Annotated in this window: 20 protein-coding genes and 1 pseudogene; 14 read left to right on the forward strand and 7 right to left on the reverse strand. The window is 72.1% G+C overall.

Features of this window, described 5'->3' with window-relative positions; translation table 11 throughout:
- The first annotated feature begins 42 nt into the window (after positions 1–42).
- The 3 genes from DI005_RS26270 to DI005_RS26280 all read left to right on the forward strand — a co-directional run bounded on the left by DI005_RS26270 (position 43) and on the right by DI005_RS26280 (position 4,436).
- Positions 43–1,584, forward strand: a complete 1,542-nt coding sequence (locus DI005_RS26270) for a serine/threonine-protein kinase (RefSeq protein ID WP_112267217.1) — start codon at positions 43–45, stop codon at positions 1,582–1,584.
- 132 nt (positions 1,585–1,716) lie between these two features.
- Positions 1,717–2,742, forward strand: coding sequence for a 4-hydroxy-tetrahydrodipicolinate synthase (gene dapA / locus DI005_RS26275; protein ID WP_112267215.1), 1,026 nt, complete (start codon positions 1,717–1,719; stop codon positions 2,740–2,742).
- Positions 2,739–4,436 (forward strand): ribonuclease J, encoded by a 1,698-nt coding sequence (locus DI005_RS26280; protein ID WP_112267213.1) that lies wholly within the window; start codon positions 2,739–2,741, stop codon positions 4,434–4,436. The genes dapA and DI005_RS26280 overlap by 4 nt, the downstream gene beginning before the upstream one ends.
- Before the next feature lie 198 nt (positions 4,437–4,634).
- Here DI005_RS26280 and DI005_RS26285 read toward each other — a convergent pair whose 3' ends face one another.
- Together DI005_RS26285 and DI005_RS26290 are read right to left on the reverse strand one after the other, a co-directional pair.
- Positions 4,635–5,615 (reverse strand): DMT family transporter, encoded by a 981-nt coding sequence (locus DI005_RS26285; RefSeq protein WP_113643955.1) that lies wholly within the window; start codon positions 5,613–5,615, stop codon positions 4,635–4,637.
- A 41-nt stretch (positions 5,616–5,656) separates the two neighbouring features.
- A complete protein-coding gene (locus DI005_RS26290) occupies positions 5,657–6,490 on the reverse strand; it encodes a 1-acyl-sn-glycerol-3-phosphate acyltransferase (RefSeq protein ID WP_112267209.1) in 834 nt (277 codons plus the stop codon).
- Between the two features lie 117 nt (positions 6,491–6,607).
- Between DI005_RS26290 and DI005_RS26295 the strand changes: the two genes are divergently transcribed.
- Positions 6,608–9,115: a DNA translocase FtsK gene (locus tag DI005_RS26295; protein WP_112267207.1), complete on the forward strand. Its 2,508-nt coding sequence runs from the start codon at positions 6,608–6,610 to the stop codon at positions 9,113–9,115.
- Positions 9,116–9,195: 80 nt separating this feature from the next.
- On the opposite strand, the gene DI005_RS26300 is transcribed toward DI005_RS26295, so the two are convergent.
- Both DI005_RS26300 and DI005_RS26305 read right to left on the reverse strand, forming a co-directional pair.
- Complete coding sequence (locus tag DI005_RS26300) at positions 9,196–9,636, reverse strand: phospholipase (RefSeq protein WP_112267205.1); 441 nt, start codon at positions 9,634–9,636, stop codon at positions 9,196–9,198.
- A 105-nt stretch (positions 9,637–9,741) separates the two neighbouring features.
- Positions 9,742–10,257, reverse strand: a complete 516-nt coding sequence (locus DI005_RS26305; protein ID WP_112267203.1) for an amino-acid N-acetyltransferase — start codon at positions 10,255–10,257, stop codon at positions 9,742–9,744.
- Positions 10,258–10,320: 63 nt separating this feature from the next.
- Here DI005_RS26305 and rimO point away from each other — a divergent pair, with 63 nt between their 5' ends.
- The 7 genes and pseudogenes from rimO (at position 10,321) to DI005_RS26340 (ending at position 17,017) form a co-directional block, all read left to right on the forward strand.
- On the forward strand, positions 10,321–11,763 hold the full coding sequence (gene rimO / locus DI005_RS26310) for a 30S ribosomal protein S12 methylthiotransferase RimO (protein WP_112267201.1): 1,443 nt from the start codon (positions 10,321–10,323) through the stop codon (positions 11,761–11,763).
- A gap of 80 nt (positions 11,764–11,843) precedes the next feature.
- A complete protein-coding gene (pgsA, locus tag DI005_RS26315; protein ID WP_112268261.1) occupies positions 11,844–12,395 on the forward strand; it encodes a CDP-diacylglycerol--glycerol-3-phosphate 3-phosphatidyltransferase in 552 nt (183 codons plus the stop codon).
- A complete protein-coding gene (locus DI005_RS26320) occupies positions 12,395–12,856 on the forward strand; it encodes a CinA family protein (RefSeq protein ID WP_112267199.1) in 462 nt (153 codons plus the stop codon). The genes pgsA and DI005_RS26320 overlap by 1 nt, the downstream gene beginning before the upstream one ends.
- A 94-nt stretch (positions 12,857–12,950) precedes the next feature.
- The gene (locus DI005_RS26325; protein ID WP_170200628.1) at positions 12,951–13,406 is read left to right on the forward strand and encodes a helix-turn-helix domain-containing protein; all 456 of its coding nucleotides are present in this window, start codon (positions 12,951–12,953) and stop codon (positions 13,404–13,406) included.
- Positions 13,407–13,606: 200 nt separating this feature from the next.
- Complete coding sequence (locus tag DI005_RS26330) at positions 13,607–14,455, forward strand: PspA/IM30 family protein (protein ID WP_112267195.1); 849 nt, start codon at positions 13,607–13,609, stop codon at positions 14,453–14,455.
- A 22-nt stretch (positions 14,456–14,477) separates the two neighbouring features.
- Positions 14,478–15,471, forward strand: a pseudogene (locus DI005_RS26335) (hypothetical protein).
- Between the two features lie 202 nt (positions 15,472–15,673).
- Complete coding sequence (locus DI005_RS26340; RefSeq protein ID WP_113643956.1) at positions 15,674–17,017, forward strand: amidase; 1,344 nt, start codon at positions 15,674–15,676, stop codon at positions 17,015–17,017.
- On the opposite strand, the gene DI005_RS26345 is transcribed toward DI005_RS26340, so the two are convergent.
- The 3 genes from DI005_RS26345 to DI005_RS26355 form a co-directional block, all read right to left on the reverse strand.
- Complete coding sequence (locus tag DI005_RS26345) at positions 16,983–18,041, reverse strand: quinone-dependent dihydroorotate dehydrogenase (RefSeq protein WP_113643957.1); 1,059 nt, start codon at positions 18,039–18,041, stop codon at positions 16,983–16,985. The two genes, DI005_RS26340 and DI005_RS26345, sit on opposite strands and share 35 nt — an antisense overlap.
- 576 nt (positions 18,042–18,617) lie before the next feature.
- On the reverse strand, positions 18,618–19,421 hold the full coding sequence (locus DI005_RS26350) for an Fpg/Nei family DNA glycosylase (protein ID WP_112267187.1): 804 nt from the start codon (positions 19,419–19,421) through the stop codon (positions 18,618–18,620).
- A gap of 1 nt (position 19,422) precedes the next feature.
- Positions 19,423–20,328: a ParA family protein gene (locus tag DI005_RS26355; protein WP_112267185.1), complete on the reverse strand. Its 906-nt coding sequence runs from the start codon at positions 20,326–20,328 to the stop codon at positions 19,423–19,425.
- An 83-nt stretch (positions 20,329–20,411) separates the two neighbouring features.
- Here DI005_RS26355 and DI005_RS26360 point away from each other — a divergent pair, with 83 nt between their 5' ends.
- The 3 genes from DI005_RS26360 (at position 20,412) to DI005_RS26370 (ending at position 23,135) form a co-directional block, all read left to right on the forward strand.
- Positions 20,412–21,173, forward strand: a complete 762-nt coding sequence (locus DI005_RS26360) for a bifunctional 2-polyprenyl-6-hydroxyphenol methylase/3-demethylubiquinol 3-O-methyltransferase UbiG (RefSeq protein ID WP_113643958.1) — start codon at positions 20,412–20,414, stop codon at positions 21,171–21,173.
- 106 nt (positions 21,174–21,279) lie between these two features.
- Complete coding sequence (locus DI005_RS26365; protein WP_112267182.1) at positions 21,280–22,521, forward strand: DNA polymerase IV; 1,242 nt, start codon at positions 21,280–21,282, stop codon at positions 22,519–22,521.
- Positions 22,522–22,730: 209 nt separating this feature from the next.
- Positions 22,731–23,135 carry a DUF3040 domain-containing protein gene (locus DI005_RS26370; protein WP_113643959.1) on the forward strand — a complete coding sequence of 135 codons (405 nt, stop codon included), beginning with the start codon at positions 22,731–22,733 and terminating at the stop codon, positions 23,133–23,135.
- The last annotated feature ends 153 nt before the right edge of the window (positions 23,136–23,288 follow it).

Genomic DNA, 23,288 nt, shown 5'->3' on the forward strand with positions numbered 1-23,288 from the left:
GCCCGCTAACATCTGGGCGCACACGACGAGGGGACACAAGCGGTGACCGACGAGCAGCTCCGGCAGACCCAGACCACGCAGGCGACCGCGGTGCCGCGCGTCATCGCCGGCCGGTACCGCCTGCTGAGCGAGCTGGGCCGCGGCGGGATGGGCGTCGTGCACCGCGCCGAGGACACCGTGATCGGCAGGCACGTCGCGATCAAGGAGCTGCGTCTGCCCGACGGCGCCGAGGACGCCGGCGTCTTCCAGGAGCGGGTGCTGCGCGAGGTGCGCACCGGCGGGAAGCTCAACGACCCCGCCGTGGTCACGGTGTACGACGTGATCGGCGAGGGTGACTCCACGTTCATCGTCATGGAGCTCGTCGAGGCGCCCACGCTGTCGGACGTGATCAGGTCACAGGGACCACTGCCGCCGCACCAGGTGGCCGCGATCGGCGACCAGGTGCTCTCGGCGCTGCAGGCCGCGCACACCGCCGGGATCGTCCACCGCGACGTCAAGCCGGGCAACATCATGGTCGGCGCGAACGGGCGCGTGAAGCTCACCGACTTCGGCATCGCGCAGGCCGTCGACGACCCCCGGCTCACCACCAGCGGCATGCTCGTCGGCTCGCCCGCGTTCATGGCCCCCGAGCGGGTCGCGGGCCGCGAGGCGCTGCCGGCCTCGGACCTGTGGTCGCTCGGCGCCTCGCTGTTCTTCGCTGTGGAGGGCTCGCTGCCCTTCGAACGCTCGACCACGGCGGCGACCCTGCACGCGATCATGCACGACGTGCCGTTCCTGACCCACGCGCAGGGACCGCTCGCGTCGGCGATCATGGGCATGCTGATCTCCACGCCCGAGGCCCGCATCACCGCCGAACAGGCTCGCGGACTGCTGGGCATGGCCGCGCAGCAGCCCGGCTACGCGCCGTCGACCCCGCCCGGCGGGCAGCACACCGCGCTCTACCCGAACGGCGGCCAGCCGCCGACCATGATGGGCCCGCCAACGGCCTTCGCCCAGCAGCGGCCCCCGGTGCGCAAGGGCAAGCGCAAGGGTCTGCTCGTCGGCGGGACGGTGGCGGCCGTCGCCCTGCTCGCGGGCGGTTTCTTCCTCGGCAAGCCCGTGTGGAGCCCCTCGGTCGACGAGGCGATGGCGCCGACCCTGACCTACGGCGAGGGCGGCGACATCGAGAGCTACTACTTCGACGGCAGCTCGTACTGGTGCGTGAACAGCCCGATCGGCGCCGGCCGCTCGATCAGCAGCCAGAACTGGGTGGACTGCGAGGACGAGGAGCACGACGCCCAGTTGTACGAGAGCTCGTATCCCGTGGGGCTCTCCGACGAGGAGGGCGCTGACGCGGCCGACTATCCCGGCCCCGAGCGGCTGAACGCGTTCGCCGAGGCCAAGTGCGCGGTGGCCTTCTACTCCAACCGCATCCGGCCGGAGGCACGGTCCTCCCTCAAGTACCAGGCGGTGGTTCCGTCCCGGGCCGAGTGGGCGAAGCCGCCGGAGGACAGCACCAGCGACCCGGTGCGCTACATCTACTGCTTCGTCGTCGGCGCGAACGACGGCCGGCTCAACGGTTATCAGACCAACCAGGTCAACTAGACCAGGAGGAATTCCCGTCCCGGACCGGTGAGACGGGCGATCCTCCGCCTGCCGTCGCGATCCGCGTCGCAGGGCCCTCGATCGGCGCGGTCGGCGCACTCACCGGGGGCCTGAGGAGGTACCGTCAGCAGCATGTCGATCGCACCGTCCACCCCGCCGACCGCCGCGCCGGGCAGACCCTTCGGCCGGGTGCTCACCGCCATGGTCACCCCGTTCGACGCCGAGGGTGCCCTCGACCTGAAGCGGGCGCAGGAGCTCGCCGTGCACCTGCTGGAGCTGGGTAACGACGGGCTCGTCCTCAACGGCACCACGGGCGAGAGTCCCACCACGACCGACGCCGAGAAGGCCGACCTGATCAGGGCCGTCGTGGAGGCCGTCGGCGACCGCGCCACCGTGATCGCGGGCGCCGGGACCTACAACACCGCCCACAGCGTCGAGCTGGCCCAGGCCGCCGAAAAGGCCGGAGCCCACGGCGTGCTCGTGGTGACCCCGTACTACTCCCGCCCGACCCAGGCCGGGTTGTACGCCCACTTCTCGGCCGTCGCCGACGCGACCGAGCTGCCGATGATGCTCTACGACATCCCGCCTCGCTCGATCGTGCCCATCGAGGTGGACACGCTGCGGCGGCTCGCCGAGCACCCGCGCATCGTGGCCGTCAAGGACGCCAAGGGTGACCTGCTCGCCGGCAGCGAGGTCATCGCCAACACGCACCTCGCGTACTACTCCGGCGACGACGCGCTGAACCTGCCGTGGCTGTCCGTGGGCGCGGCAGGCGTGGTGAGCGTGATCGGCCACGTCGTGGCGGGCCGGATCCGCGCGATGATCGAGGCCTACGAGGACGGCGACACGTCCACCGCGCGCACCAACCACCGCGGCATGCTCGCCGTGTACCGGGCGTTCTCCCGCGTCGGCGGCGTGGTGTTCAGCAAGACCGCCCTGCGGCTGCGCGGCTACGACGTCGGCGAGCCGCGCCTGCCGATCGTGCCCGCCGTCGAAGAGCAGATCCAGGCGATCGCTGCCGACCTCACCGCGGCCGGCGTCCCGCTGGAGGCGCACCCGACGAGCGACTGGGCCGGCTCGCGCGTCGCGCAGGCCGACTCGGCGGCGGCGTACGTCGCACCGACCACACACACGAGCGTTGGGACCATTCATCGGTGACGGAACTGGTATCTGGACCCGGACCGAACAACGCACCACCGCCGCTGCCGGAGGGCGGCCTGCGTGTCGTCGCGCTGGGCGGCATCGGCGAGGTCGGGCGCAACATGACCGTCTTCGAGTACGACGGCAGGTTGCTGGTCGTCGACTGCGGCGTGCTGTTCCCCGAGGACGCCCAGCCCGGCGTGGACCTGATCCTGCCCGATTTCAGGGCGATCGAGGACCGGCTCGACGACATCGAGGCGCTCGTGCTCACCCACGGTCACGAGGACCACATCGGCGCTGTCCCGTTCCTGCTGCGCCTGCGGCCCGACCTGCCGGTGTACGGCTCGAGGTTCACGCTCGCGCTGCTGGCGGCCAAGTGCAAGGAGCACAAGCAGCGCCCGCAGCTGGTGGAGGTCACCGAGAGCGAGCGGCGCACGGTCGGGGCGTTCGACCTGGAGTTCTTCGCGGTCAACCACTCGATCCCCGACGCACTGGCCGTCGCCATCCGCACGCCGGCGGGGCTGGTGCTGCACACCGGTGACATCAAGCTCGACCAGCTGCCGCTCGACGGCAGGCTCACCGACCTCGCGGGGTTCTCGCGGCTCGGCGACGAGGGCGTGGACCTGCTGTGCGTCGACTCGACCAACGCCGAGGTGCCCGGGTTCGTGACGCCCGAGCGCGACATCGGGCCCGTGCTCGACGACGTGATCGCGCGGGTGCGCCAGCGCGTGATCGTCGCGTGCTTCGCCAGCCACGTCCACCGCGTCCAGCAGGTGCTCGACGCCGCGGTGCGGCACGGCAGGCGGGTGGCCTTCGTCGGCAGGTCGATGGTCCGCAACATGGACATCGCGGCCGAGCTGGGCCTGCTGAACATCCCGGAGGGCCTGCTGATCAGCCTCGACGAGGCCGTGAACCTTCCCGAGACCAAGGTGCTGTTCGTGTCCACGGGCTCGCAGGGGGAGCCGTTGTCGGCGCTGTCGCGCATGGCGCGGGGCGAGCACCGGCAGATCTCCATCCGCTCGGGAGACACGGTGGTGCTGGCCAGCTCGCTGATCCCCGGCAACGAGAACGCCGTTTTCGGCGTGATCAACGGGTTGGTGCGGCTCGGCGCCGACGTCGTGCACCAGGGCAACGCCAAGGTGCACGTGTCGGGGCACGCCTCGGCCGGTGAGCTGCTGTTCCTCTACAACGCCATCCGGCCGAGCAACGTCATGCCGGTGCACGGCGAATGGCGGCACCTGCGCGCCAACGGTGCGCTCGCGGTGCGCACCGGAGTGGCGCCGGAGAACGTGGTGCTCGCCGAGGACGGAGTCGTCGTGGACCTCGTCGACGGCAAGGCCACCACCACCGGGCGCGTCGAGGTCGGCTACGTGTACGTCGACGGGCTCTCCGTCGGCGATGTCGGCGAGTCGACGCTGTCCGACCGGCTCATCCTCGGCGAGGGCGGCTTCATCGCGATCAACGTGGCCGTGGACTCGGCGACGGGCCGGGCGGTGAGCCCTCCGACCGTGTCCGGGCGCGGGTTCTCCGACGACCCGAAGGCGCTCGACGCCGCGGTATCGCTCGTGGAGATGGAGCTCTCGCGCACGGAGATCGAGGGCATCACCGACACCCACCGCATCGCGCAGGCGGTGCGCAGGGTCGTCGGCCGGTGGGTGGCCGACACCTACCGGCGGCGGCCGATGATCGTGCCCACGGTCATCTCCGTCTGACGGCGAGCAGCGCCAGCCCCACGGTCGCGAGCTGCACCAGCAGGGCGCGGCGGGCGCGGCGCTGCTCGGCACGGGTCGGATTGTTCATGGTGACCTCCCCAGTCGGTCGTCGTCCTTGCCTGTCTTGCCTGTCCTGCCTTGCCTTGGAAGTCTCGCGGGCGCGGCCGGTTGCGCGCCTCCCTCGCGGGTGCCGCCGGGCTAGCTCTCGAGAGGGAGCGGCTCGCCCGCCGTGGGCTGCTGTTTGCCCGGCGAGGTGAGCTGCACCAGGAGCGCGCCACCGAGCAGCACGGCCGCGCCGAGCAGCTGGACCCAGGTCAGCGCCTCGTCCAGCAGCAGCCACGCCGCTGCGGTGGCCACGAGCGGCTCCACCAGCGCCAGCACGCTGGCAGCCGCGACCGGGAGGTGGCGTAGCGACGAGATGCCCGCGAGGTAGGCGAGCACGGTGGAGACCAGGGCCACCGCCAGCAGTAGCGCCCACACCGGGGGCCGCCACGGGCCCAGCTCGGCCGGGCTCGCCAGCACCGAGGCGGGCAGCGTCCACGGCGGCGAGACCACGCACACCGCGACGGCGCCGATGACCATGCCCCACGTGACCATGCCGAGCGGGTGGTGGTTGGCCACGCCGTGCTCGCCGAGCAGGAAGTAGGCCGCCGAGCACAGGGCCGCCCCCACGCCCGCGAGCAGGCCAATCGCGTCGAGCCGCAGGCCCTCGCCGACGCGGGCCACCATCGCCAGCCCCCCGAGCGCGAGCGCGATGCCGATCCACATCGGCCACGGCAGCCGCACCCTGCGCACGAAGCGCACCCACAGCGCCACCAGCACGGGCGAGCTGAACTCCAGCAGGATCGCGACGCCGATGGGGATGCGGGACGCGGAGATGAAGTAGAACAGCTGCACGCCCGCGACCCCGAGCAACCCGTACCCGAGCAGCAGCCGCCACTGGCCCTTCGGCACGCGCAGCAGGCTCGGCCGCACCAGCGCCACCCCCGCGAGCAGCACCACCGCGGCCAGCCCGATCCGGGCGGTCGCCACCTGCTCGGGCGCGAGGCCCGCGAGCATCGCGGGCTTGCCGATCACCCCGGAGCTGCCGAAAGACAGCGAGGCCAGCAGGAGCAGTGCGGTCCCGCGGCCACGGCGGGCCACGAAGGTGGTGGAGCTGGCGGAGACATCGGCGGACACACCCGGACCTTAAGACGGGGAACCGACAGATTTCGCCTGGTTTACGGCGTCGGTGACGGCCGCCACGGGCTGCGGGTGTCGGTGGGCCGCGTGGGGTCGAAGAACCGCGGGACGTCCGGCTCGTCCCGGCGCAGGGGGACGAGACCGTCGGTGATGGCGCGCATGATGGCCGCGTGCGCCTTCACGGCGTCGCCCGGCCTGCTCGCCGCGAACTCCGAGAGGTCGACGGGAGCGCCGAAGTGGACCTTGAACGTCGGCCTGCGCAGCGGCGAGGTGAGGCCCGAGCGCAGCAGCGGCAGCACGTCGGCGACGCCCTCGACCCGCTCCGTTCCCCAGTAGACCGCCTCGTGGGCGCCCCACTGGGAGATCGGCACCACGGGCACGCCGGAGGCCAGCGCGAGCCGCGCGGCACCGGTCTTGCCCCGCTCCGGCCACAACCCGGCGTCGTGGCTGATGCGGCCCTCGGGGTAGACGATGATCGGCGCGCGCGTGGTGCGCATCGCCTCGACGGCGTGGGCGAACTGCTCCACCGCCGACGCCGAACCCCGGTCGACCCGCAGGTGACCGCTCGCCTTGAGCGCGGGGCCGAGCACCGGCGCGTCCAGCAGCCCGCCCGCGAGCAGGAACCGAGGGGCGACGCCGATGCGCCTGCACGCCGCCATGAGCACGAACGCGTCGAAGACGCCGATGTGATTGGCCGCCATGAGCAGCGGCCTGCCGCGCAGGGAGCGGGGCACGGCACCGGTCACGCGCAGCTTGCCGGCCAGCCGGACCACGCGCTGGTCGATCGCGAGCATCGCCCGCCAGATCGCCGGCGTCGCGCCGTCCCGGTCGGGGCGTGTCGTCGTGTTCTCCTCGGGGTGCAGGGCCACCATGGGGTGAAGGATGTCACGGGTGTGACACGTGGTTGCGAGCGCCTCTCACCGGAAATGTTTCGCGGGTGGCGTGAGTGGCACATGTGATTGCCGTGGCGTGGCGGTTACCGTAGAGACATGGCGAGCGGGTCGGTGACAAAGGGGAGAAGCACCGCACGTGGCGGCAGCAGAGGCAAGGCGCCCGCGAAGGGCGCGAGCCGGTCGCGGCCGTCGTCCTCGTCGCGCTCGCGCCCCTCGGTCCGCAAGCCGCCGCCCCGCAAGAGCAGAGGCTCGTCCGGTGGCGCGTTCGCCAAGACCGTCCGGGGCGGCTGGAACCTGCTCGCCAAGGGCATCGGCGGCCTCGCCCGCGCGGTCGGCCGCACCCGCGAGCTGGAACCCGAGCACCGCAGGGACGGACTCGCGCTCGGCCTGATCGCGCTCGGTCTCGTCACCGCCGTCGGCGTCTTCTGGCGCGCGGCGGGTCCGATCGGCGAATGGGTCACCGTCGGCATGCGCAGCGTCTTCGGCGCCGGTGCCGTCGCGGTCCCGCTGGCGCTCGTGGTGTCCGCCGTCGCGCTGATGCGCTCCGAGGCGAAACCGGAGACCAGGCCGCGAATGGTCGTCGGCACGCTGTTGGTGACCCTGTCGATCCTCGGCCTGCTGCACCTGTTCAACGCCCGCCCGCAGGAGCACGGCGACCAGATGTACGCGGGCGGCTGGCTCGGCTGGTTCTCCGGAGACCTACTGGCCCGCGGCGTGACGATCTGGGTGGCCGTGCCGCTGCTGATCCTCACGCTGGCGTTCGGCGTGCTCGTGTTCACCGCGACGCCGGTGCGCGAGATCCCGCGCCGCCTCCGCGAGTGGGGTGTCGACCCCGCCGACCTCGAAGAGGAGGAGAACCAGCGGCAGGCCCGGCACGATCCGGTGGCCGAGGCCGACCCCGCGTCGGTGCGGCTGCGCAAGCCCTCCCGGCGCCGCCAGGCCAGCGCGGACACCAGCGCCGAGGACCCGAGCCTGTTCGACGACCTGACCGCCTCGCCCGTCCCGGACCCCGCGCCGAAGCCCAAGGCGGCCGAGGTGCCGGAGCGCAAGCCCCGGAGCAAGCCCGAGCAGCCCGCGCTCGCCGTGACCCGCGCCGTCGAGGGCGACTACACGCTGCCCTCGCCGGAGCTGCTGACGCTCGGCGAGGCCCCGAAGGCCCGCAGCAAGGCCAACGACGCCATGATCGAGGCGATCACGGGCGTGCTCGAGCAGTTCAATGTGGACGCTCAGGTCACCGGGTTCACCCGTGGCCCCACGGTGACCCGCTACGAGGTGGAGCTCGGCCCCGGCGTCAAGGTCGAGAAGATCACCGCGCTCACCAAGAACATCGCCTACGCCGTCGCGACCGACAACGTGCGCCTGCTCGCGCCGATCCCCGGCAAGTCGGCCGTCGGCATCGAGGTGCCCAACTCCGACCGCGAGATGGTGCGCCTCGGCGATGTGCTGCGCTCGGCCAAGGCCGCCAAGGACAACCACCCGATGGTGATCGGCCTCGGCAAGGACATCGAGGGACACTTCGTCACCGCGAACCTGACCAAGATGCCGCACCTGCTCGTGGCGGGCTCCACCGGCTCCGGTAAGTCGAGCTTCGTCAACTCCATGCTGGTGTCGCTGCTCGCGCGGGCGACGCCGGAGGAGTGCCGGATGATCCTGATCGACCCGAAGATGGTCGAGCTGACGCCGTACGAGGGCATCCCGCACCTCATCACGCCCATCATCACGCAGCCGAAGAAGGCCGCCGCCGCGCTTGCCTGGCTCGTGGAGGAGATGGAGCAGCGCTACCAGGACATGCAGGCCAACCGGGTGCGCCACATCGACGACTTCAACAAGAAGGTGCGCTCCGGCGAGATCACCGCTCCGCCCGGCAGCGAGCGCGAGTACCGGCCCTACCCCTACATCATGGCGATCGTCGACGAGCTCGCCGACCTCATGATGACCGCGCCGCGTGACGTCGAGGACGCGATCGTGCGCATCACGCAGAAGGCCCGTGCCGCGGGGATCCACCTCGTGCTCGCCACCCAGCGGCCGTCGGTGGACGTCGTCACCGGCCTCATCAAGACCAACGTACCGTCGCGGCTGGCGTTCGCCACGTCGTCGCTCACCGACTCGCGCGTCATCCTCGACCAGCCGGGCGCCGAGAAGCTCATCGGCATGGGCGACGCGCTGTACCTGCCGATGGGCGCGGGCAAGCCGACCCGCGTGCAGGGCTCGTTCGTCAGCGACGAGGAGATCGCGGCGATCGTCAACTTCACCAAGGAGCAGGCTGAGCCCGAGTACACCGACGGTGTCACCGCGGCGAAGGCAGGCGAGAAGAAGGAGATCGACGCCGACATCGGCGACGACCTCGACGTGCTGCTGCAGGCCGCCGAGCTCGTGGTCACCTCGCAGTTCGGGTCCACCTCGATGCTGCAGCGCAAGCTGCGCGTCGGCTTCGCCAAGGCGGGCAGGCTCATGGACCTGCTGGAGACCCGGGGAGTGGTGGGCCCGTCGGAGGGGTCGAAGGCGCGCGACGTGCTGGTCAAGCCCGAGGACCTGCCCGGAACGCTGGCCCTCATCCGAGGCGGCGACCCCGGCCCCGCCGACGACGACGAGGACCTGGACTAGCCAGAGTGCCCATCTGCAGTGAAGGCCACCTTCACTGCGTTGAACGCAGTGAAGGTGGCCCTCACTGCAGGGGCGGGGGGTCAGCTGGCGCCGAACTTGCGGACCGCCTGGTAGTAGGTCCACGCGGCGCCGTCGCATTGCCAGCGACCCGCGCAGATCGTCTTCATGTCGCTGTAGAAGTTGTCGTCGATCGCCTTGCGGTTCGCTTCGGTGAACCGGCTCTGCCTCTTGTAGTTGCGGTAGCCGAAGTCGTGCCGGTGGCAGGCGGGGGTGAAGTCGTAGCCCAGCGGCCTGTCCGGTGACCACGAGCACGCGTCCGAGGACCAGTCGAGCACGTCGGCATGCGGTGCCGTGGCGCGCGTGGTGCCGAACTGCGACAGGGACAGCTCGAACAGGTACTCGTCGGTCACCTCCCGGACGTCGACGGCGGGCGCCGTTCCCGCGCCGACGAACAGGGCGGCGGCGACGGCGGTGGATCCGACGGCGCCACGGAGAGTGCGGCGCAGGACTGACGTGGCCATGGCAGGCTCCCTCGCTGAGCAGGCAGGAAACAGGCTTGATCAGCTTCGGGTGCCGCCGGTTGCCGCCACCACCTCCGAAGGTGGGAACAGTGGGTGAATTACCGACTACGCACCGGTGGGCGCGGTCAGGTCAAGGAGCATGCGCGTGTTGCCGAGAGTGTTGGGCTTGACGAACGGCAGGTCCAGGAACTCCGCGACGCCGGTGTCGAGCGAGCGGCGCATCTCCTCGTAGACCTCGCGCGGGACGGGCGTGCCGTGGATCTCCCGGAACCCGTGCTTGGCGAAGAACTCCGTCTCGAACGTCAGCACGAAGATCCGCGGCACCCCCAGCTCCCTCGCCAGCTCCACGAGCCTGCCGACCAGCAGGTGCCCGAGGCCCCTGCCGCGCATCGAGCGCTCCACGGCGACCGTGCGGATCTCGGCGAGGTCCTCCCACAGCACGTGCAGGGCGCCGCAGCCGACGATCTCGCCGGCCAGCTCGGCGACCCAGAACTCCTGCATGTCCTCGTAGAGGGTCACGAGCTCCTTCTCGAGGAGCACCTTGCCCGCGTCGGAGTCGACCAGCGCCTTGATCTTGCGAACGTCCGCGACGCGCGCGCGGCGAATGAGCGGGGACTCCACCCTCCAGACGCTAGCGGGCGGGCTCCGCACCACCGACCAGGGTCTCCTCGTTACCCTGGTCGGGTGTCTTCCGCTGATTCCTCGCCTGGCCGCCGCGTCTCCCTGCTGACCCTCGGCTGCGCCCGCAACGAGGTCGACTCCGAGGAGCTCGCGGGCAGGCTCGCCGCGGGCGGCTGGGAGCTCTCCGCCGACCCCGAGGCCAGCGACGTCGTCGTGGTCAACACGTGCGGCTTCGTGGAGGCGGCCAAGAAGGACTCGGTGGACACCCTGCTCGCGGCGGCGGACACGGGCGCCAAGGTGGTCGCGGTCGGCTGCATGGCCGAGCGCTACGGCCGCGAGCTGGCCGACAACCTGCCAGAGGCCGACGCGGTGCTCGGCTTCGACCACTACCCGCAGCTGGCGGAACGGCTCGCCGACATCGCCGAGGGCCGCTCGATCGCCTCGCACACGCCCGCCGACCGCAGGACCCTGCTGCCGATCAGCCCTGTCGAGCGGCCCGCCGCGGCCGAGCAGGTCGCCGTGCCCGGCCACGCCGGGTGGGGCCCACGCGTGCTGCGCTCCCGGCTCGACGACTCGCCGGTCGCCGCGCTGAAGATCGCGTCCGGCTGCGACCGGCGCTGCTCGTTCTGCGCCATCCCGTCGTTCCGCGGGTCCTTCGTGTCCCGCCACCCCGACGAGATCGTCGCGGAGGCCGAGTGGCTCGCCACCCAGGGCGCGCGCGAGCTGTTCCTCGTCAGCGAGAACTCCACGTCCTACGGCAAGGATCTCGGCCGCGAGCTCGGCGGCACCCGTGCGCTGGAGGGTCTGCTGCCGCGGCTGGCCGCCGTCGCCGGCATCGACCGCGTGCGCGTGTCGTACCTGCAGCCCGCCGAGACCCGGCCCGACCTCGTGAAGGTCATCGCGACCACGCCGGGCGTCGCCGACTACTTCGACCTGTCCTTCCAGCACTCCAGCGAGGCCGTGCTGCGCCGCATGCGGCGCTTCGGCTCCACGGACTCGTTCCTGGCGCTCATCGACCAGATCCGCGAGTACACGCCCGAGGCGGGCATCCGCACCAACGTGATCGTCGGCTTCCCCGGCGAGACCGAGGCCGACGTCGCGGAGCTGGAGCGCTTCCTCACCGGCGCGCGGCTGGACGCCGTGGGCGTGTTCGGCTACTCCGACGAGGACGGCACCGAGGCCGAGGGCTTCGACGGCAAGCTCGACGAGGCGACCATCGCCGAGCGCGTCGGCCGGGTGTCCGCGCTGGTCGAGGAGCTCACCGCCCAGCGTGCCGAGGACCGGATCGGCACGGTGGTCGAGGTGCTCGTGGAGACCATCGCCGACGAGGCCGACGAGGTCACCGGCCGCGCCGCGCACCAGGCGCCCGAGGTGGACGGCGAGTGCGTCGTGCTGGACGCCGGTAGCTGCAAGGCCGGCGAGCTGCTCCGCTGCGAGGTGGTGGACAGCGCGGGCGTCGACCTGATCGTCCGGCCACTCGAGCCGGTCGCGGACAGGGCGCCGTGAGCGCCGAGGCCGGCGGCGCCGATCGGGACGCCGAGGTCGGCGGCACCGCCGACGTCGCGTCCACCCCGGCGGTCGCGAACGTGCCGACGCTCAACGTCGCCAACCTGCTGACCCTGTCGCGGCTGGTCCTCGTCCCCCTGTTCGTCCTCGCGCTGTTCACGGCCGACGGCACCGACCCGGCGTGGCGCTATGTCGCCACGGCCGTGTTCGCCGTCGCCGCCCTCACCGACCGGGTCGACGGCTGGGTCGCACGCAGGTACAGCCTGATCACCGACTTCGGCAAGATCGCCGACCCGATCGCCGACAAGGCGCTCATCGGCGCCGCGCTGGTCGGGCTGAGTGTGCTCGGCGAGCTGCCGTGGTGGGTCACGATCGTCATCGCCGTCCGAGAGCTGGGCGTCACACTGCTGCGATTCTGGGTCATCCGGCACGGCGTGATCCCGGCGAGCCGGGGCGGCAAGGCCAAGACGCTGGCCCAGAGCGTCGCGATCGGCGCCTACCTGCTCCCGCTCGGGGCGTGGGCGGACCCGGTGTGCTGGGGGCTCATGGGCATCGCGCTCGTGCTCACGGTCGCCACCGGCCTCGACTACGTGGTCAGGGCGCTGCGGCTGCGTGCGGGAAGCTCGCGCTGATGGAGGCGCGGGAGCTGGTCGCCGCGCTGATCCGGCGCGGGCAGACCGTCGCGACCGCCGAGTCGCTGACGGCCGGCCTGGTGTGCGCCACGCTGACCGAGGTACCGGGTTCGAGCGCGACCGTGCGCGGCGGGCTGATCGTCTACGCCACGGATCTCAAGCGGACGCTCGCCGGGGTGGACGGGGCACTGCTGGCCGAGCACGGCGCCGTGCACCCGGAGGTCGCCGCGCAGCTCGCCCGGGGCGCGCGCGAACGGTGCGGCGCCGACTGGGGCGTGGGGCTCACCGGGGTCGCCGGGCCCGATCCGCAGGACGGGGTGGCGCCCGGCACCGTGCACCTCGCGGTGGCGGGCGAAGGGGTGCTCGATGCGCGTACGCTGCGGATGTCCGGTGACCGCGACGCCGTGCGAAGGGCGTCGGTGACCGCCGCGCTGGGCCTGCTCGGGGAACAACTGGGTTGATCCACGCGTTCGCCCTTGGCGGACGCACGTGTCAACACCTGCGTTCTGTCGGCTGGTCTCGGTAACGTGGTCAGTAGCTGAAGGGAGGCGCGTGATGACCGTGCTGTTGCGCGAGGCGATCGGTGATCGGCTCCGTCATGCCCGCACCACCAAGCGCCGGACGCTGCGCGACATCTCCCGCGCCGCCAAGGTCAGCCTCGGTTACCTCTCGGAGGTCGAGCGGGGCCAGAAGGAAGCGTCGAGCGAGCTGCTCGCGTCCATCTGCGAGGCGCTGGACCTGCCGCTCGGTGAGCTGCTGCACAACGTCGCCGCGGACGTGTCCGCGCTGGACAAGGTCGACACGGCCGCCATGGGCCAGCCCGGCGAGCCGGTGGAGCCCGCCGAGCGCGGGGATCGCGCGAGCGCCAAGGCCACGAGCTCGGACAGCGGGTTCGAGGGCGGCCGGATCGTGGCGAACGTCGGCGGCAACGACCTCGCCGACCTGCGGCTCTCCCCGACGCTGCGGACCACCATCCACCCGCCGAAGTCCAAGGCCGTCCTCGCCGCGTGACCTGCGGAACGGGCGGCATCCGGACCGTGCCCCGGGTCGGGTCAGGGCCATCCCTGAATTCCCCCGGGGTCGCCTGGAACCACGGCCGTTGACCTGACACGATGGAACCCAACACCGGGGGTCGCACGTTGCCAGGACACGGCGAACGGTGACAGCACCGGATCAACAGCTCGTGGGACGTGAGAAGGCAGGCGGAGGAGATGGCCAACCCTTTCGTGAAGTTCTGGAAGTACCTCATGGCGGCGTTCTCGTCGAAGGTTGACGAGTACGCCGACCCGAAGGTGCAGATCCAGCAGGCCATCGAGGAGGCGCAGCGCAACCACCAGGCGCTCTCCCAGCAGGCGGCTTCGGTGATCGGCAACCAGCGGCAGCTGGAGATGAAGCTCAACCGGCAGCTCGGTGAGGTCGAGAAGCTGCAGTCCTCCACCCGCCAGGCGCTCGTCCTCGCCGACGAGGCGCGCGCGAAGGGCGACGAGAAGAAGGCGCAGGAGTTCGAGACCGCCGCCGAGGGCTTCGCCGCCCAGCTCGTCACCGCCGAGCAGAGTATCGAGGACCTCAAGACGCTGCACGACCAGTCGCTGCAGGCGGCGGCGCAGGCCAAGCAGGCCGTCGAGCGCAACGCCTCGATGCTGCAGCAGAAGCTGGCGGAGCGCACCAAGCTGCTCTCGCAGCTGGAGCAGGCGAAGATGCAGGAGCAGGTGTCGGCTTCGCTCACGCAGATGACCGAGCTGGCCGCGCCGGGCAACACGCCGTCGCTCGACGAGATCCGCGACAAGATCGAGAAGCGCTACACCACCGCGCTCGGCTCGGCGGAGCTCGCGCAGAACTCCGTGCAGGGCCGCATGCTCGAGGTGCAGCACTCCACGACGCAGCTGGCCGGGCACAACCGCCTCGAGCAGATCCGCGCGTCGATGAAGGGCGAGTCGGTGGCCCAGGTGACCGACGGCTCCGCGTCGTCCGGTTCGGCGGCACCGGCGTCCTCGGGCTCGGATGTCCAGAAGGAGATCCAGGCGCGGGTCGAGGCCGAGCGCCAGAAGAACCAGGCCTGAGCGGCAAGGCCGGGCTGGGATCATGGCCGCGGGATCGGGCAAGTCGGGCAGGCGGGACTTCAGCCAGCTGAACGCCAAGCTGGAGAAGCACATCGAGCGGTTGCCCGACTACGCCCAGAAGGCGCAGGAGAAGCTCCAGAAGTACCTTCCGCCGCAGCAGCAGGACCAGTCCCGCGACGGCGGCGAGGAGCGGGAGAGCGCTCCACAGGAGCCGACGCGGCCGTCCAAGCCGACGCGTTCGGCGGACGCGCCGCTGCTGCCTCGTGAGGTGGCGGCGATCGCCGACATGCGCGACAAGTGGACGCGCTGGAACGAGCCGTCCGCCAAGCTGGAGCGCCGCAAGCGCAGGACCTCCAAGGCGCTCACCCTCTGGACCATCATCACGCTGCTGAGCGTGCTGTGGGCCGTCGGTGGCTTCTACGGCGTCACGGGCGGCGAGGAGGGCTTCGTCGGCGCCTTCGGCGGCCTCACCAGCGCCGTGATCTTCGGCGTACTGGCGGTACGGTCCGGCGTGAAGCTCCGCCAGCTCAACCGCACCGAGGTGCCCGCGGTGGCTTCCACCAAGCCACCGCGGCTGCCCTCGGCGAACTCCGCCGCGCGCAAGCCGATGGAGCGGCNGGCTCGCGGAGAGCGAGGCGACGCTCGCCGAGTTGCTGGGCCAGCTGGCCTCACCCGCGCACGGCGCCCCGGCATCGGTGCCCGAGCTGTCCGTCGAGGACGCGCGGAACACCGCCGCCGAGGCCTCGGCGACCCTGCGGGCGCTCGCGGGCCGGATCCAGTCGATCGAGCGCGCGAGGGCCTCCGCGCCCGCGAGCGAGCGGCAGCCGCTGGACTCCGCCATCCGCACGCTGGCCGAGCAGCTCGACGACGGCGTCGAGGGCTACGGCGGGCTCGTCGCCGCGGCCGGCCGCGCGGTCGCCGCCAGCAGCGGGGGCGTGCAGCCCGCCAAGGAGGCGCTCACCGACGCCACCGACCGCCTCGCCGGGCTCGCGCTGGCGCTGCGCGACCTGTCCTGACGACGCTTCCGCCCCGACGGGGAATCGCCGCCGGAATGGCGGAGGCGTAACCACGGGAAATAGTCGGGTAACGCCGCCGACACGATTCCGGAAACGCCTCTTCCTAGCCTCGGACGGTAACCGCACCGAGAACGGCCCGGATTGATTTCATCCGGACGTGGGTAATCGTGGTTGCCTGGGCGTCGGCGGAAAGGACAGCGGCGTGAACCCGTTTCTCACCGAGGAAGAGACCGTGTCGTTTCCGCCGGTCAGTTCCTATCAGCGGGCCATCGCGGCCTTCGAGGCACTCGCCCGTTCCGGCGGTTCCGCGCCGTGGCTGAGTGTCCGTTCCCGGGAGGACGTTCTCGTCGACGCGAAAGCCGTGGACGAACGCCTGCGTGCCGGTGAGTCGCCGGCCCTGGCGGGTGTTCTCGTGGGCATCGGCGACGATCCCGTGCTCGCCCAGCGGCTCGCGCGGGCCGGGGCGGTGGTGCTCGGTACCGCCGACCCGGTGGGAGTCTCCGCCGCGCCCGCGCTCGACGTGCTGGACGCGGCCCTCTGCACCGGGCTGCCCGCCGACTGCCGTGGCCTGGTGGCCCTGCGCCCCACGCGGGGTCTCGTGCCTGGGCACTCGGGGCTGACCGTGCTGGCCCCTGACGTCGAGCGGGGCCAGCTCGTGCTCGCGGCGCTGACCGGGCCCGACGAGAGCGACCCGGCGAGCCGGGAGTGGCCCGCCTCGGTGCGGCTGAGCGCGGGGGAGCACCCGCGCATCGCGGTGCCCTCCCGCGCCGATCTCGCCGCGCTGTCCACGGTGGATCGCTCCTCGTTCGCGGTCACCGTCGACACTCTGCGTGCCGCGGGAGCCGTCGTGGAGGAGATCCCGCTCGCCGAGCGAGCGCGGGAGTGGGCCGAGCGTCCCGCCACGATCCTGCGCGGCCACGATGCCCTGTGCCTGCCCACCACCGGTACCACGCCGTCACCCGCCGAGCTCACGAGCACCCTCGACACGGCGGCCGTGGTGTTCCCCGACGGGCGCGCGGGCGGCGCCGTCGTGGTCACCAGGGCGTTCGACGACCAGGTGGGCATCGACGTGGTCGGCCTGCTCAGCGGCATCCAGGCCGACACGCCGTACCCGTCAACGGGGATCGGGCTGATCGTGTTCGGCGCCTACCTGCGCGGCCAGCCGCGCAACGGCGAGCTCACCGGCGTGGGCGCGCGGTTCACCGGGTTCGTCGAGACGGCGCCGCGCTATCGCATGGTCGCGTTGCCGGGCACGCCGCCGCAGCCGGGCGTCCTGCGCGCGGAGCGGGACGGCGCGGCCCTGCTCGCCGAGCGGTGGCTGATCTCCCCCGCCGGGCTCGGAGAGTTCCTCGCCGGGCTGCCTGCGCCGCTGACGCTCGGCAGCGTGGAGCTCGAGGACGGGGCGCACGCGGTCGCGGTGTTGTGTGACGCGGTCGCCGCCGCGGAAGGCACCGACATCACGTCGTACCGCTGCTGGCGCGCCTACCTGCGCTATCTGAGCACACAGCGGCCTACCGTGCCGGCTCCCCGGCCAGCGTCCGGTTGATCCGCCGGACCAGCCCGGGGCCGTGCAGCGCGAACGCCGTGTAGACCTGCACGAGGCTCGCGCCCGCGTCGAGCATGCGCCGCGCGTCCTCCGGCCCGGAGATCCCGCCGACCCCGATCACGGGCAGCCGGTCGCCCGTCTCCTCGCGCACGAAGCGCACGACCTCCCTGGCTCGCTCGGCGAGCGGCCGGCCCGACAGCCCGCCCGCCTCCTCGGCCACGCGCGCGTCGGCGGGGGCGAGGCCCTCCCGGCCGAGCGTGGTGTTGGTGGCGATGATCCCGGCGACGTCGTGCTCGAGGCACACCTCCAGCAGCTCGGCCAGCGCCTCGCGGGTGAGGTCGGGGGCGACCTTCACCAGCAGCGGGGCCGCGGTCGTGCCCGCCTCCTCGGCGAGTGTCGCCGCCGTGCCCCTCAGCTCGGCGAGCAGCTCGGCGAGCGCCGAACGGTCCTGCAGCTCCCGCAGCCCCGGCGTGTTCGGCGAGCTGACGTTGATGGCGACGTAGTCGGCGTAGGGGTGCAGTGCCCGCAGGGACGCCCGGTAGTCCTCGACGGCGTCCTCCAGCGGGGTCACCTTGGACTTGCCGATGCTGATGCCCAGCGGGACGCGGGGTTTGCCGCCCTCGGCGAGCCTCCGTGCCAGCGCCTCGGCGCCTGCGTTGTTGAAGCCCATCCGGTTGATCACGGCGTCGCTGGCGGCGAGGGTGAACAGCCGGGGCTTGGGGTTGCCGGGCTGGGCGAGCCGCGTGACGGTGCCGACCTCGACGAAGCCGAATCCGAGCGCCGGCCAGGCGTGCAGCGCGCGGCCGTCCTTGTCCATCCCGGCGGCGAGGCCGACCCGGTTGGGGAAGCGGATCCCGAACACGGTCACGGGGGCGTCGACGGCGTACACGCGGTGCAGGGCGGCCAGCGCGGGCCGCACGGCGCCGAGCCTGCCCAGCGCGCGCACCGTGCGCTCGTGCACGACCTCGGGATCGGACTTGGCGAGCCGGTAGAGCGCCGGCCGCGCGATCTTGTCGAAGAGCACGCGACCATGCTGCCTGATCGCGCTGCGGGGCCGGACAGGCCCCGGAGAGTGAGCCGCAAGTGAAAGAGCCCCCTGCGCGACTCCCGAACGTCGTCAGCCGTTCGGGCCCGGGTCGGACCGGAACCCGGAAGCGACAGGGGGCCGGTGACTGCCTGGTATTCACTGCCAGGCACACGTACTTCGGGCGGGCACCGCGCTCGCGGTCAGCCTGCCCAGGTGGTCCGTGTGCTGCCCGTCAGCGGACAGCCACCTCACGAGTCCTGTAGCTATTCAACTTCGGACCACCTCCTTTCTCGTGTGCCACAACGCTAAGCGAGGCAACCCTTGCCCGGCAACAGGTTTTCCCGTGTCGCACGCGACGCCGTCGATCGCGGCCGGTAGCGCGTCCGGGCGGGTATCCTGGAGGAACGCCGCGCGCAGGCCCAGCGTCGTGGCCACCGAGAGGTACTCCCGTTCAGCGTGTGTCCGGTGCGGACGTTCGGCGTGGGACACGCCACGAGTGCGATGGGAGCGAGGTCGGCGCGCCGCCGGTCAAGGCCGTGGGGCCGGCAGCTCGCAGGTCGGCACGACGCCGGGCTAACGCGCGGGGGCGGGTCCGCGCTGGCAGTTCGGGCAGTACCACGTCGGCCTGCCCTGCACGCCCGCTCCCTGCGTGGCGACGCGAACCCGGCCTCCACAGCGAAAACAGCCCTGCCGGGTGCGCTCGTACACCCAGTTGCGCCTGCCGCGCGCTGTCTCGCCGGTGGTGCTCTGGTCGTAGCGCCAGGCGTTGGCACGCAACAGTTTCCGCGCCAGCGCCACCGTCTCGGCGGGGTCGACCTCGGAGACGGGCGTCCACGGTGTGACGCCGAGCAGGAAGCAGATCTCGCACTTGTACAGATTGCCGACCCCGGCCATCACCCGCTGGTCCAGCAGCGCGAGCCCGAGCTCCAGCTCGGGCCGGGAAGCCAGTGTCCGCGCGGCGATCGCCGCGTGCTCGTCCGTCCACTCCGGATCGAGCAGGTCCGGTCCGAGATGTCCCACGAGCCGCCGTTCCTCGTCTGTCGGCAGCAGTACGAGGTCGTGCACGCGGAAGCCGACCGCCTCGGTGGTCTCGGTGGTCAGCACCACGCGCGCGTGGTGCGCGGGCATGTTCCACCGCGCGCCGCGCGCGAACACCCGCCACGAGCCGTCCATCTTGAGGTGGCTGTGCAGGCTCAGCTCTCCGGAGAAGCGGAGGAACAGGTGCTTGCCGACGGTGCGCACGCCGAGCACGTCGTGTCCGGAGAGGTCCGTGGTCGCCAGTGCGGGATGCCGGAAGTCGGTGCGCGTGAGCCGTTGCCCGGCGAGTGCCCGTTCGAGCTTCTTCCCGGTGAGGAAGACGGTGTCGCCCTCGGGCATCTCAGCCGATCTCGCGCTCGGCGAGCTCGCGCAGCACGGGGAACTGCGAGGTGGTCTCGTTCTGCGAGGGCTCGGCGGGAGTTGAGGCGGGCTCGGGCTCCTCGTCGGCCAGCCGGTGCCTGCCCGCGCGGCTCGACCGCAGGATCTTGGCGAGCACCATGTTGAACGTCAGCGCGATCTCCTGCGCGCCCGGCGACTTCCACTCGTGGATCGGCACGCACGCGCCCTGCGCCTGCTGGATCGCCAGCCGGTCGGGGATCGCCGTCGGCATCACGAGCCTGCCGAACGACTCGCGCAGCTCCTGCACGCGGTACTGGTGCTCGTAGGAGCGCACCCGCAGGCGGTTCACCAGTACGCCCGCGGGCCGCAGCCGGGGGTTGTGCTCCGCGCGGATCGCCTCGATGGCCTCCAGCGCCCGTTCAGCGCCCGAGACGGCGTACATCGTGGGCTCGGTGACCAGCAGCGCGCTGTCCGCGGCCATGAGCGCCGAGCGGGTCAGCCTGCCCAGCGAGGGCGGGCAGTCCAGGATCGCCAGCTGGTACGGGTCGCCCGGCGGCGACGCGGTCAGCTCGTCGAGCGCCCGGGCGAGGTTGTCCATCCGGCGGCTGTCCGGGCCGGGCTCGTTGAGCAGCTCCAGGTCCTCGGAGCTGACGAGGACGTCGAGCTCGTCGCTCCAGCCGCTCGGCGCAAGGGCCTGCCTGATCACCGCGAGCCGGGGGGTCTCCAGCACATCGGTGAGCGTCGCCTCGGTCATCGGCGGGTCCAGCGTCGCGGTGGCGTTGCCCTGTGGGTCGAGGTCCGCCACGAGCGCCCTCGCGCCCCTGCGGAGCGCAGCCGAGGCAATACCCAGCGCAACCGTCGTTTTGCCGACGCCTCCCTTGAGGCTCAGTACGGCCACCGTGTGCACGCCTGCGAGCGTAGTCGTATCCGGAGCGCGATCGTGGCCGGTCGAGGTGAGTGCGCCCGAGCGGCCCAACTACGCTGCCGACCATGCGAACGGAGACGTCGGCCGGGCACACCTCAGCTGCGGTCCGGAAGGTGCTGGAGGCGGAGCTGCGCGCGGCGCGTGACCGGGGCGCTGCCGAGCCGCGCGTGATCGACGTGGGCGGAGGCAGCGGGGTCTGGGCGGTCCCGTTCGCGGACGAGGGCTGCCTCGTGACCGTCGTGGAGCCCAACCCGAACGCGCTGGCCACGCTGGAACGCAGGGCAGCCGAGGTGGGCGTGTCCGACCGGATCACGGTGGTGGCCGACGACTCGGACGCGCTCGGCGCCCGCGTGCCCGCCGGTTCCGCGGATCTCGTGCTCGCGCACGGGCTGCTCGAGGTGGTCGACGACCCGGCGGTGACGATCTCGGCGCTCGCCGCGGTGGTGGCGCCGGGCGGGGCGGTCTCGGTGCTGGTCGCCAACCGGCACGCCGCCGCGCTGCACCGCGCGCTGGCGGGCAGGCTCGCCGAGGCCCGCAAGCTGCTGACCGACCCCGACGGCGTGCTCACCGACGACGCGGAGACCCTGCTGCGCCGGTTCGACACGACCGGGCTGGAGGCCCTGCTCGCGGGTGCCGGCCTCGAGGTCGCCCAGTTGCAGGGCGACGGCGTGGTGTCCGACGTGGTGCACAGCCTCTCCGCCGAGCCGGTGAACGCGGTCGCGTCGTGGGAGCAGGACGTGGCGGACTTCGAGGCCCTCGCCGCTGGCACGCCGCCGCTGCGCGACATCGCGAGCAGGTTGCACGCGCTGGCGCGGCGCCCCGCCTAGGTTCCCGGCGATCCCGTCGCGCCGCGTCCACGCCGATCTCGGCTCGCGACGGCGGAGGATCGTGGGACACGACCTGAATGTCGGTGGGTCCGGCTAGCCTGCCCGCATGGGACGAAACGCGGCGCTGCCCGCGGGGTTCGAGCGGTTCCGCGCCACGGGGGAGACCACACCGGACGACACCGGCTGCGGTGTGCTGCATGTCGACATGGACGCCTTCTTCGCGGCCGTCGAGCTGCGGAGCAGGCCGGAGCTGGCCGAACGGCCGGTGATCGTCGCGGGCGCGGGCCCGCGCTCGGTGGTGCTGTCGGCGAACTACCCGGCGCGCCGCTACGGCGTGCGCTCCGCGATGCCGGTGGGCGCGGCGCGGCGGCTGTGCCCGCAGGCGGTGTGGATCCCGCCGAGCCGGGGCGCCTACAGCGAGGTCTCCCGCGGTGTCATGGCGATCTTCCGGGAGCTGACGCCGCTCGTGGAGCCGCTGAGCCTGGACGAGGCGTTCCTGGACGTGAGCGGGGCGCTGCGGCGGCTCGCGACCACCCCGGCGGGAATCGGGGCGCTCATCCGCGAACGGGTGGCCGCCGAGCACGGGATCACGTGCTCGGTCGGGGTCGCGCGGGCCAAGTTCGTCGCCAAGCTCGCCTCCGGCATGGCCAAGCCCGACGGGATGCTCGTGGTGCCCGCGGCCCAGACGCTGGACTTCCTGCACCCGCTGCCGGTGTCGGCGTTGTGGGGCGTGGGCAAGAAGACCGAGGAGAACCTGCGCAGACACGGGTTGGACACGATCGCCGACGTCGCGAAGGCCCCGCTCGACCGCCTGCGGCGCAGCCTCGGCTCCGCGCTCGGTGAGCACCTCCACGCGCTCGCCAACGGCCGGGACGACCGGGCCGTCGTGCCGGAGTCCGAGGAGAAGTCGATCGGCGCCGAGCACACCTTCGACACCGACCAGCACGACAGCGCGCTGCTCAACCGGGAGCTGCTGCGGTTGTCCGAGCGGGTCGCGGCCACGCTCAGGGCGAAGGGCGTGCGCGGGCGCACCGTGTCGATCAAGGTCCGGTTCGCCGACTTCAGGACGATCACCAGGGCGCGGACGCTGCTCTCGGCAACCGACGTCGCCCGCGAGATCCACGCCACGGCGGCCGCGCTGCTGGCCGAGGCGTCGTCGGGCGCGGCGGTGCGGCTCATCGGCGTGCGCGTCGAGGGGCTCGCCGCGGAGGGCGCGGGGGAGCAGCTGAGCCTCGAGGCACCCGCCCCGCGCTGGCGGGAGGCGGAAATCGCCGCCGACGTCGCCCGGTCCAAGTTCGGCGCGGGGGCCATCCGGCCTGCGTCGCTGTTGTCACCCGAAGAGGGGTGACCTTCGTCGCCTTCACCCGGGTGGATGGCCCCAGCCGGGCTTTTGGTGCAAATCTCTCCATGGTTGATGCGAGATCGGGTAGTCGTCGGAGCGCGGGGCTCGTATCCTGGTGGGGACACCCCGAACGGGGGGTCGTTGGGTCCACGACGTTGCGAAGGTCCGGCGCCCACCAGTGGGGTCGGAGACAACGCTGTGCCGGAGGAGGAAAGATGCCACTCTCCGAGCATGAGCAGCGGCTGCTCGATCAGATCGAGCGCGAGCTCTATGCCGAGGACCCCAAGTTCGCATCCACGGTACGTGGCGCCAAGATGCGTCGCCCCACGCGCCGCAGGCGCATCCAGGGCATCGCCCTGTTCGCGGTGGGCGTCGCGCTGCTGGTGCTCGGCGTCGTGGTGCCCTTCCGGGTCGCCGAGATTCCGTTGATCAGCGTGCTCGGGTTCCTCGTGATGTTCTTTGGGGTTCTGCTTGCCGTCACTGCCATGCGAGCCCGGGGGGAGCCGGGTGAGAAGGACGCCAAGAGCGCGGGCAGCGGGGGTGGCGGCAAACCGACGCGCCGCAGCTCCTTCACCCAGCGCATGGAAGAACGCTTCCGGCAGCGTTTCGAGGACCGTTAGCTCCGCTCGCACAGCGTTGACGTAAGCAGGGTGCCGCGCTCGCGGCACCCTGCTTACGCGTGTACGCACCCACTCGCTCCGTGCCCGCTCCATGCCCACAGTCCCCCAAGGCCACCTTTGTTGCGTTCAACGCAACAAAGGTGGCCTTGGGGG

Origin of the sequence: Prauserella sp. PE36, assembly GCF_003311655.1 — a bacterium.
GTDB lineage: Bacteria > Actinomycetota > Actinomycetes > Mycobacteriales > Pseudonocardiaceae > Prauserella_A > Prauserella_A endophytica.

Excerpts from the sequence above, each read along its gene's own strand:
- dapA (WP_112267215.1), top strand. The coding sequence starts at position 1,717 with ATGTCGATCGCACCGTCCACCCCGCCGACCGCCGCGCCGGGCAGACCC.
- DI005_RS26290 (WP_112267209.1), bottom strand. The coding sequence starts at position 6,490 with ATGGTGGCCCTGCACCCCGAGGAGAACACGACGACACGCCCCGACCGG.
- DI005_RS26295 (WP_112267207.1), top strand. The coding sequence starts at position 6,608 with ATGGCGAGCGGGTCGGTGACAAAGGGGAGAAGCACCGCACGTGGCGGC.
- DI005_RS26300 (WP_112267205.1), bottom strand. The coding sequence starts at position 9,636 with ATGGCCACGTCAGTCCTGCGCCGCACTCTCCGTGGCGCCGTCGGATCC.
- DI005_RS26320 (WP_112267199.1), top strand. The coding sequence starts at position 12,395 with ATGGAGGCGCGGGAGCTGGTCGCCGCGCTGATCCGGCGCGGGCAGACC.
- DI005_RS26325 (WP_170200628.1), top strand. The coding sequence starts at position 12,951 with ATGACCGTGCTGTTGCGCGAGGCGATCGGTGATCGGCTCCGTCATGCC.
- DI005_RS26330 (WP_112267195.1), top strand. The coding sequence starts at position 13,607 with ATGGCCAACCCTTTCGTGAAGTTCTGGAAGTACCTCATGGCGGCGTTC.
- DI005_RS26350 (WP_112267187.1), bottom strand. The coding sequence starts at position 19,421 with ATGCCCGAGGGCGACACCGTCTTCCTCACCGGGAAGAAGCTCGAACGG.
- DI005_RS26360 (WP_113643958.1), top strand. The coding sequence starts at position 20,412 with ATGCGAACGGAGACGTCGGCCGGGCACACCTCAGCTGCGGTCCGGAAG.
- DI005_RS26365 (WP_112267182.1), top strand. The coding sequence starts at position 21,280 with ATGGGACGAAACGCGGCGCTGCCCGCGGGGTTCGAGCGGTTCCGCGCC.
- DI005_RS26370 (WP_113643959.1), top strand. The coding sequence starts at position 22,731 with ATGCCACTCTCCGAGCATGAGCAGCGGCTGCTCGATCAGATCGAGCGC.